Origin of the sequence: Cellulomonas denverensis (assembly GCF_012396125.1) — a bacterium.
Classification (GTDB): Bacteria; Actinomycetota; Actinomycetes; order Actinomycetales; family Cellulomonadaceae; genus Cellulomonas; species Cellulomonas denverensis.
This window is the reverse complement of sequence record NZ_JAAXOX010000012.1, coordinates 113,027-120,905: the sequence shown is the minus strand read 5'-3', so window position 1 is coordinate 120,905 and position 7,879 is coordinate 113,027. Positions and strand designations below refer to the sequence as shown.

General features: G+C 71.9%; 7 protein-coding genes and 1 pseudogene. 3 read left to right on the top strand and 5 right to left on the bottom strand.

Features of this window, described 5'->3' with window-relative positions; genetic code table 11:
• The 5 genes and pseudogenes from HGA03_RS16150 to HGA03_RS16130 all read right to left on the bottom strand — a co-directional run.
• Positions 1-243 (bottom strand): annotated as a pseudogene (locus tag HGA03_RS16150) (hypothetical protein); the annotation flags it as partial.
• Positions 240-842, bottom strand: a complete 603-nt coding sequence (gene nadD / locus HGA03_RS16145; protein ID WP_168631325.1) for a nicotinate-nucleotide adenylyltransferase — start codon at positions 840-842, stop codon at positions 240-242. The pseudogene HGA03_RS16150 and the gene nadD, both read right to left, overlap by 4 nt.
• A 14-nt stretch (positions 843-856) precedes the next feature.
• Positions 857-1,009 (bottom strand): hypothetical protein, encoded by a 153-nt coding sequence (locus tag HGA03_RS16140; protein ID WP_168631324.1) that lies wholly within the window; start codon positions 1,007-1,009, stop codon positions 857-859.
• A 66-nt stretch (positions 1,010-1,075) separates the two neighbouring features.
• Positions 1,076-2,368: a glutamate-5-semialdehyde dehydrogenase gene (locus HGA03_RS16135; protein WP_168631323.1), complete on the bottom strand. Its 1,293-nt coding sequence runs from the start codon at positions 2,366-2,368 to the stop codon at positions 1,076-1,078.
• 33 nt (positions 2,369-2,401) lie between these two features.
• Positions 2,402-3,421, bottom strand: coding sequence for a LacI family DNA-binding transcriptional regulator (locus HGA03_RS16130; protein WP_168631322.1), 1,020 nt, complete (start codon positions 3,419-3,421; stop codon positions 2,402-2,404).
• A 201-nt stretch (positions 3,422-3,622) separates the two neighbouring features.
• On the opposite strand from HGA03_RS16130, the gene HGA03_RS16125 reads away from it, so the two are divergent.
• From HGA03_RS16125 to HGA03_RS16115, 3 genes are all read left to right on the top strand, one after another.
• Positions 3,623-5,521 carry a glycoside hydrolase family 127 protein gene (locus HGA03_RS16125; RefSeq protein WP_239073563.1) on the top strand — a complete coding sequence of 633 codons (1,899 nt, stop codon included), beginning with the start codon at positions 3,623-3,625 and terminating at the stop codon, positions 5,519-5,521.
• A 72-nt stretch (positions 5,522-5,593) separates the two neighbouring features.
• On the top strand, positions 5,594-6,868 hold the full coding sequence (locus HGA03_RS16120; protein ID WP_168631321.1) for an ABC transporter substrate-binding protein: 1,275 nt from the start codon (positions 5,594-5,596) through the stop codon (positions 6,866-6,868).
• Positions 6,858-7,835, top strand: coding sequence for a carbohydrate ABC transporter permease (locus tag HGA03_RS16115; protein ID WP_168631320.1), 978 nt, complete (start codon positions 6,858-6,860; stop codon positions 7,833-7,835). Before HGA03_RS16120 ends, HGA03_RS16115 begins: the two co-directional genes overlap by 11 nt.
• Positions 7,836-7,879 lie beyond the last annotated feature (44 nt).

The window sequence follows — 7,879 nt, the reverse complement described above, 5'->3', positions numbered from 1 at the left end:
CGCGCCACCCTGGCCGGAGCCGGCCACGTTTGCAGCCCCGCCGCCGGAACCGGACGCCGGGGTCGCCGCAGCACCCTGGCCGGGCCCGTCCGCCGGCGCCGCAGCAGCACCACCGCCCTGGCCGGGCGTCGCGGGCGTCTCCCGGGCCGGGGGCGCCTGGTCGGCGCCGCCCTGTGCGGCCAGCCGGGCCGCTTCGAGTTCACGGAGCTGCCGCCGGGTGAGCGGGGTGCCGGGTGTGCTCATGACTGTTGACCTTCGTACAGACGGTATTTCGAGATGTACTGGACGACACCGTCCGGCACCAGGTACCAGACGGGGCGTCCCTCCCGGGCGCGCGCTCGCACGTCGGTGGACGAGATCGCCAGCGCGGGGATCTCCCACTGGCTGACCCGGTGCGTGGGCAGTCCGTCCAGGATCAGTGGGTGTCCCGGTCGGGTGACCGCGACGAACTGGGCCAGGTCGAAGAGCTCCGCGGAGTCCTTCCAGGTGAGGATCTGGGCGATGGCGTCGGCGCCGGTGATGAAGTACAGGTCGGTGTCGGGCCGCTCCGTCGCGAGGTCACGCAGGGTGTCCACGGTGAAGGTGAGGCCCGGACGGTCGATGTCCACCCGGCTGACGGTGAACCTCGGATTGGATGCCGTGGCGATCACGGTCATCAGGTAGCGGTGTTCGGCCGGTGTGACCTCGACGTCCTGCTTGAACGAGGGTGCCCCGGTGGGGACGAAGACCACCTCGTCCAGGTCGAACCGGGCGGCCACCTCGCTGGCGGCCACCAGGTGCCCGTGGTGGATGGGATCGAAGGTGCCGCCCATCACCCCGAGCCGGGTCCGTCGCTGCGCCATGCCGTCGCCCTGCCTCAGTGGCGGGTGCCGACACTCCGGAAGGCGTAGGTGACCAACAGCAGGGCGATCAGGGCACCGAAGCCGGCCAGCCCGAACACGGCGGGCGGGAAGGGCAGCTCGTTCCCGTGCTCGGCGGCTGCCTCGGCGGCGCGCAGCACAGTGTTCACTTGGGTCCTCCAGGGGTCGTCGTGGGAACGGTCCAGTGTCGCATGCCCGGACGTGACGGTCGGCGGTCAGGGACGGATCTGGCCCTCGCCGTGCACGATCCACTTGGTGGTGGTGAGCTCCGCGAGGCCCATCGGGCCACGGGCGTGCAGCTTTTGGGTGGAGATGCCGATCTCCGCACCGAGTCCGAACTCCCCGCCGTCGGTGAACCGGGTGGAGGCGTTCACCATGATCGCGGCGGAGTCCAGTTCGGCGACGAAGCGCTCGGAGGCCGCCAGGTCACGGGTGACGATCGCCTCGGTGTGACCCGAGGTCCAGGTCCGGATGTGCTCGATCGCGGCGTCCAGGTCGTCGACCACCCGCACCGCGATGTCCAGGGACAGGTACTCGGTGGCCCAGTCCTGCTCGGTGGCGGCGACCACGGTCACGTCCTCCGGCGCCAGTGCGGCCGCCTCGGCGTCGGCGTGCACCGTCACCCCGGCGGCGCCCAGGGCTGCCAGCGCGGCGGGCAGGAACCCGGCCGCGGCGTCCCGGTGCACCAGCAGGGTCTCGGCGGCGTTGCACACCCCGACCCGCTGGGTCTTGGAGTTGAGCAGGATCGGCAGCGCGATCGCCGGGTCGGCACTCGCGTCCACGTACACGTGGCAGTTGCCGACGCCGGTCTCGATCACCGGGACGGTGGCCTCCTGGACCACGGTGCGGATCAGGTCGGCGCCGCCCCGCGGGACCAGCACGTCGACCAGCCCGCGGGCGTGCATCAGCGCCACCCCGCCCGGCCGGCCCCAGGCGTCGATCGACTGCACCAGGTCGCCGGGCAGCCCCTGCTCCACCAGCGCCTCGCGCAGCACGTCCACGATCACCTCGTTGGACCGGGCCGCCGCCGAACCGCCGCGCAGGATCACCGCGTTGCCGCTCTTGAGCGCCAGGCCGGCCGCGTCGACCGTGACGTTCGGCCGGGCCTCGTAGATCATCCCGACCACGCCCATCGGCACCCGGACCTGGCGCAGCCGCAGGCCGTTGGGCAGCGTGGAACCGCGCACCACCTCGCCGACCGGGTCCGGCAGCGCCGCCAGGTCGCGCAGGGCGGCGGCGATCGCGCCGATCCGCTCCGGGGTGAGGGCCAACCGGTCCAGCAGGCCGGCGGAGGTGCCCGCTGCCCGGCCACGCTCCAGGTCGTCGGCGTTCGCGGCGACGATTCGGTCGGTCTGGGCGATCAGGGCGTCGGCCAGCGCGTGCAGGGCGGCGTCCTTGGTGCCGCGGGTGGCGACGGCCAGCGCCCGGGAGGCGGCCTTGGCGCGGCGGGCCACGGCGAGCACCTGCTCGCTCACCTCGGCGGCCGGCTGCGCTGCGGTGGTGGTCATCGGGCCAGCGTAGTCCGGGGGGCCCCGATCCGGTCAGCCGGCGGTGGAGCCCCGCGGGACCAGGCGGCTGGGGATGGTGGTGGTGCGAGGCCGGGGGTCACCGTCGATCGCGCCGAACAGCAGGGCGGCGGCCCTCCGGCCCAGTTCCTCGAGGTTGAGATCGATGCTGCTGAGCCGGGGCCGGGCTCCGTCCGAGATCAGGCCCCAGTTGTCGTGCCCGAGGACGGCGATCTCCTGCGGCACGGCGCGTCCGCGTTCGCGGGCGGTCTCCAGGGCGCCGCGGGCGATCAGGTCGCTGCCGCAGACCAGTGCATCGACCTCCGGGTGCCGGCCCAGGATGCTCGCGGCCGCGATGCGACCCCATTCCTCGGTCCAGGCGCCGTAGAGGGCGGTGCCGCCGACCGGCTCCAGCCCCGCCTCCGTGAGGGCGCGCATCGCGCCGTCGACCCGCTGCCGCGCCGCCAGGAAGTCGATGTCCCCGGCGACGATCCCGATCCGGCTGCGACCCAGGGCGAGCAGATGCTCGACCGCCATCCGCCCACCGGCCAGGTCGTCGGTGACGACCGACGTGTCCTGCGGATCCTCGGACGGTGCGTAGGCGTAGACCACCGGTACCGGCAGCGCGCCCAGCGACGGGCGGGGATCGGTGCGGGCACCCACCACGATCAGGCCGTCGACCCGTCGGCTGAGCAACGTGTGCAGGTGGTGTTGCTCGCGGATGCTGTCGCCGCGCGCGTCGCAGAGCAGCACGGAGACGTCCCCGGTGCCGGCGACGTCCTCGGCACCCATCAGGATCGGGATCGAGAACCGGCCCTCCAGGTCGTGGGTGATCAGCCCGATCGTCCGCGATCGGCCCGAGGCGAGATGCCGCGCCGAGTTGTGCGGCCGGAACCCCAGCGCCTCAGCGGCCGAAACTACTCTTTCGCGAGTTTCGGCGCGAACCTGCTCCCGGTTGTTCAGCGCCTTGGAGGCGGTCGCCGGGGAGACGCCCGCCAACCTCGCCACATCCGCGAGTCGTGCCGGGCGCCCGTCCGCCGCGCTGCCCACCGCCATCTGTGCCCCCTTTGGGCTGGAGATTCTCGTGCCTGAGCCGAAGCATAGCCGAGCCGGTCCGGGCCGCGGAGCCCGATCACCGGCCGCGCACCCCGCCGGACCCACGCGCACCATGCCCGCACCCACGCCCTTTGACGAATCGGCCATCGCTCGGTTAGCGTCGGCGACCGAAAGCGATTTCGGTCACGAGCGAGGACGCACATGACACCGACGACGACGTCGACCACCCCGGCCGGGAACACCGGGCGGCCGCACCGCCGCACCCCGATGTCCCCGGCGGTCCCCCACCGCGGCGACCGGCTGCCGCTCGGCATCGACGAGGTGCTGATCGACGGCGGGTTCTGGGGCACCCGGCAGTCCGTCAATCACGAGGCGACGCTGGAGCACTGCCTCGGCTGGCTCGAGCGGCTGGGCTGGGTGGCCAACTTCGACGCCACCGCGCAGGGCATGGGCGGGCCGCGCAACGGCCGGGAGTTCGCCGACTCCGAGATCTACAAGGTCCTGGAGGCGCTCGCCTGGGAGTCGGCGCGGACCCAGGATCCGCAGGTCGAGGGCCAGTACCAGCGATTGGCGGCACGGGTGGTGGCCGCCCAGGCGACCGACGGCTACCTGGGCACGCGGTTCGGCGGGGCCGGACAGCCGGGTCGGTACACCGATCTGGAGTGGGGGCACGAGCTGTACTGCGCCGGACACCTGATCCAGGCTGCGGTGGCCAGGCTGCGCACCCACGGCGAGGACGAGCTGGTCCGTGCCGCGCTGCGGGTGGCCGACCACGTGGTCGCGACCTTCGGTCCGGAGGGGATCGAGTCGGTGTGTGGACACCCCGAGATCGAGGTGGCCCTGGCCGAGCTGTCCCGCGCCACCGGGCGGCAGGAGTATCTGCACCAGGCGCGGTTGTTCGTCGAACGCCGGGGGCACGGCGTCCTGGCCGACATCGAACTGGGCCGGGACTACTTCCAGGACGACATCCCGGTCCGGGACGCCACCGTGCTGCGCGGTCACGCGGTACGCGCGCTGTACCTGGCAGCGGGGGCGGTAGACGTCGCGGTCGAGACCGGGGACCGTGAGCTGCTGGACGCCCTGGTGGCGCAGTGGGAAGCCACGGTCGCCGCCCGCACTTATGTGACCGGCGGTATGGGTTCGCGGCACACCGGCGAGGCCTTCGGCCTCGATCACGAACTCCCGCCCGACCGCGCCTACTCCGAGACCTGCGCCGGGGTGGCGGCCGTGATGTTCTCCTGGCGGCTCTACCTGGCCACCGGACAGATGCGCTACGCCGATCTGGTCGAACGCGTGCTCTACAACGTGATCGCCACCTCACCGGCAGCAGACGGCCGGGCGTTCTTCTACGCCAACCCCCTGCACCAGCGGGTGCACGGCGCACCGGTCGACCCGGACGGGGTGAGCCCCCGTGCCGCCTCCAGCCAGCGGGCGCCCTGGTTCCAGGTGTCCTGTTGCCCGACCAACATCGCCCGGACCCTGGCCGGACTCGGCGGGTACGTCGCCGCCTGGCACGGGCAGGAGCTGGCCCTGGTGCAGTACATGGCCGGCACCATCCGCACCACCGCCCCGGACGGTTCACCCGTGGTCCTCCGGGTGAGCACCGCCTATCCCGAACACGGCCGGGTGGAGATCCAGGTGGACCAGGCGGCCGCCGGTGTCGCACTCGTGCTCCGGGTGCCGGCCTGGGCACAGGGCGCGACGGCCGAGGTCGACGGCGCGGCGCTGCCGGTGACTGCCGACCGGGTCCGGGTGCCGTTGGTGGCGGGCAGCACCATCGTGCTGACCCTGCCCGTGGCACCCCGCTGGACGGCACCCGATCGGCGGGTGGACGCCGTGCGCGGCTGCGTCGCCGTGGAGCGGGGTCCGGTGGTCCTGTGCCTGGAGTCGGTGGCGCTGCCGGACGGCACCGATCTGCACGACGTGGCGGTGGTGCCCACCACCGAGCCGCCGCGGTCGTCCGCGGAGGGCGGCGCGCTGGTCCGGGCGGTCCGGTACGCCGGGGCCGAGGCCGATCCGCTCGACGTCGAGCTGCGGCCGTACCACCAGTGGGGCGAGCGCGGTCCGACCCAGATGCGGGTGTGGTTGCCACAGCGGTGACCCACCACACACGTGCGCGCGCCGGACGGCTCGCGTTCCGAGACAGTACACGTCAGAGCAAGGAGGCTTTCGATGTCCCGACCCACATCCTGGCGCCCGACCCGGCGCACCACCGCTCCCCTCGGCGCCGCCGTGGCGGTGCTGCTGGCCGTCACGGCCTGTGGTTCCGGCGGGGACAGCGCCGGATCGAGCACCGGAGACGGCACGATCTCCGGCGAGGTGACCATCGGCTGGTCCGGTGAGGGCGAGTGGGGCGAGTACCTGCGCGCCGCGATCGCCCGCGCCGAGGCCGCCTACCCCGACCTGACCATCACCCCGGTGGTCTACCCCACCTACGACGACCAGCTGAACCAGCTGCCCACCGAGTTCGCCGGCGACACCGCCCCCGACATCATCCAGTGGGACGGGGCGGCCCCGATCGCGCAGTACGCGAGCGAGGGCGTGATCGAGCCGCTGGACGACTGGGTCGACAGCACGGACAAGGATCTGTCGGTGTATCCGTCCTCGCTGATCGACGGCTGGACGATCGACGGCACGCTCTACGGCGTCCCCCTGTTCCTGCAGCACTCCGGGATCGCGGTACGGACCGATCTGCTCGCCGAGTCCGGCATCACCGAGTCACCCCGGACCCTGGACGAGTACGCGCAGGCCGCCCAGGCGGTCACCGAGCAGACCGACGCGACCGGCACGGTGCTGCTGGACTCGCTGTTCCACATCAGCCAGTACCTGTACGCCTTCGGCGGCGGCTACGACTACGGCCGCACCATCGACTCACCGGAGAACGTCGCCGGCCTGACCTATCTGGTGGACCTGTTCAGCGAGGGCTGGGCGCAGACCGCCAAGCAGCTCGGTGCTACCTGGGACGGCGAGGCCTTTGCCGCCGGCTCCGCCGCTCTGTCCGACGCCGGTCCCTGGTACGTGTCGTTCATGGCGGCCACTGCGCCGGATGTCGACTACGACCTGCTGCCGCTGCCCGGCCCGGACGGCGAGCAGACGGTGGTGACCTACAGCGGTGGGTACTCGATCAACGCGCGATCCGAGAACACGGCTGCGGCTCAGGCAGTCCTGGAGATCCTCACCGACGACCAGGCACAGGCCGACCTGCTCGAGTCGGGCACCCAGGTTCCGGCAATGACCAGCTACATCGATCAGTACCGGGATGCCACGCCCGCCTATGCCGCCTTCACCGACGAACTGATCGAGTCCGGGCGCACGCTCGACTACCCGCTGCAGACCACGGAGTTCGGCAACGCGCTCGTCGCGGGCTTCCAGGACCTGGTGTTCAACCCCGGGAACCAGACGCCGGAGGAGCTGCTCTCGCAGCTCCAGGACACCTATGGGCAGTGACCTGACCGCCCGGCCCGGCAGCACCGCCGGGCCGGGTGGTCCGCCCACGAGCCGGCCCCGGGCCACGGACTGGCGCACCCGGCTGCGCGCCCGGCTGCCGGAGAATCTCACTGCCTGGGCGATGGTGGCTCCGGCGGTGGCCCTGCTGTTGTGGTGGTTCGTCTGGCCGATCGTGCAGTCGGTGCTGCTCAGCTTCCAGCAGGTGAACAAGTTCCACTTCGACGAGCGCGAGTTCGTCGGGCTGGCCAACTACCAGGCGCTGTTCGCCGACCCGGCGTTCGGCCGCTCGCTCGGGATCACCGCCACATTCATCGCCCTGGTGGTGCCGGCGCAGACCCTCCTGGCGATCCTGATCGCCGCGATGCTGGTGTCCGCCAGCAGGGGGCGGACCGCGCTGCGCACGGCGGTCTTCGTCCCGTACATGACCTCCACCGTCGCGGTGACCACGATCTTCATGCAGTTGTTCGTCTCCGGCGGCCCGGTGTCGGCCTCCCTGGAAGCGCTCGGCCTGCCGGGCGGGACCTGGTACGCCGAACCGTCGACTGCGCTGTACTTCCTGGTCCTGGTCTACGTGTACATGTTCGTCGGTCTGTACATCGTCATCTTTGTCGGCGGGATGGAATCCATCGACGCGTCCCTCTACGAGGCCGCCGAGGTCGACGGCGCCGGGGTGCTGCGCCGGTTCTGGTCGGTGACCGTGCCCGGGGTGCGGCCATTCACGGTCTTCGTGGTCCTGACCGGGTTCATCCAGGCGGTGCAGGTCTTCGATCAGGCCTACGTGATCTCGGGTGGCACCACGCTGGGCAGCCCGGCCGGTGCGACCTCCACCATCGTGATCTTCATCTATCAGCAGGCATTCCGGCTGAACGCCGTCGGTCTCGGCAGCGCCGCCACCGTCATCCTGCTGGTCGCGATCGTCGCGGCCGGCATCCTCAGCCGGCTTGCGGCACGGAGGACGAACTCATGAACTCCCCAGGTGCGACCGCCAGGCAGCCAGTACGTGGGCCACGC

Coding starts and splice junctions, on each gene's coding strand:
- HGA03_RS16120 (WP_168631321.1), top strand. CDS start 5,594: ATGTCCCGACCCACATCCTGGCGCCCGACCCGGCGCACCACCGCTCCC.
- HGA03_RS16125 (WP_239073563.1), top strand. CDS start 3,623: ATGACACCGACGACGACGTCGACCACCCCGGCCGGGAACACCGGGCGG.
- HGA03_RS16135 (WP_168631323.1), bottom strand. CDS start 2,368: ATGACCACCACCGCAGCGCAGCCGGCCGCCGAGGTGAGCGAGCAGGTG.
- HGA03_RS16115 (WP_168631320.1), top strand. CDS start 6,858: ATGGGCAGTGACCTGACCGCCCGGCCCGGCAGCACCGCCGGGCCGGGT.
- nadD (WP_168631325.1), bottom strand. CDS start 842: ATGGCGCAGCGACGGACCCGGCTCGGGGTGATGGGCGGCACCTTCGAT.
- HGA03_RS16130 (WP_168631322.1), bottom strand. CDS start 3,421: ATGGCGGTGGGCAGCGCGGCGGACGGGCGCCCGGCACGACTCGCGGAT.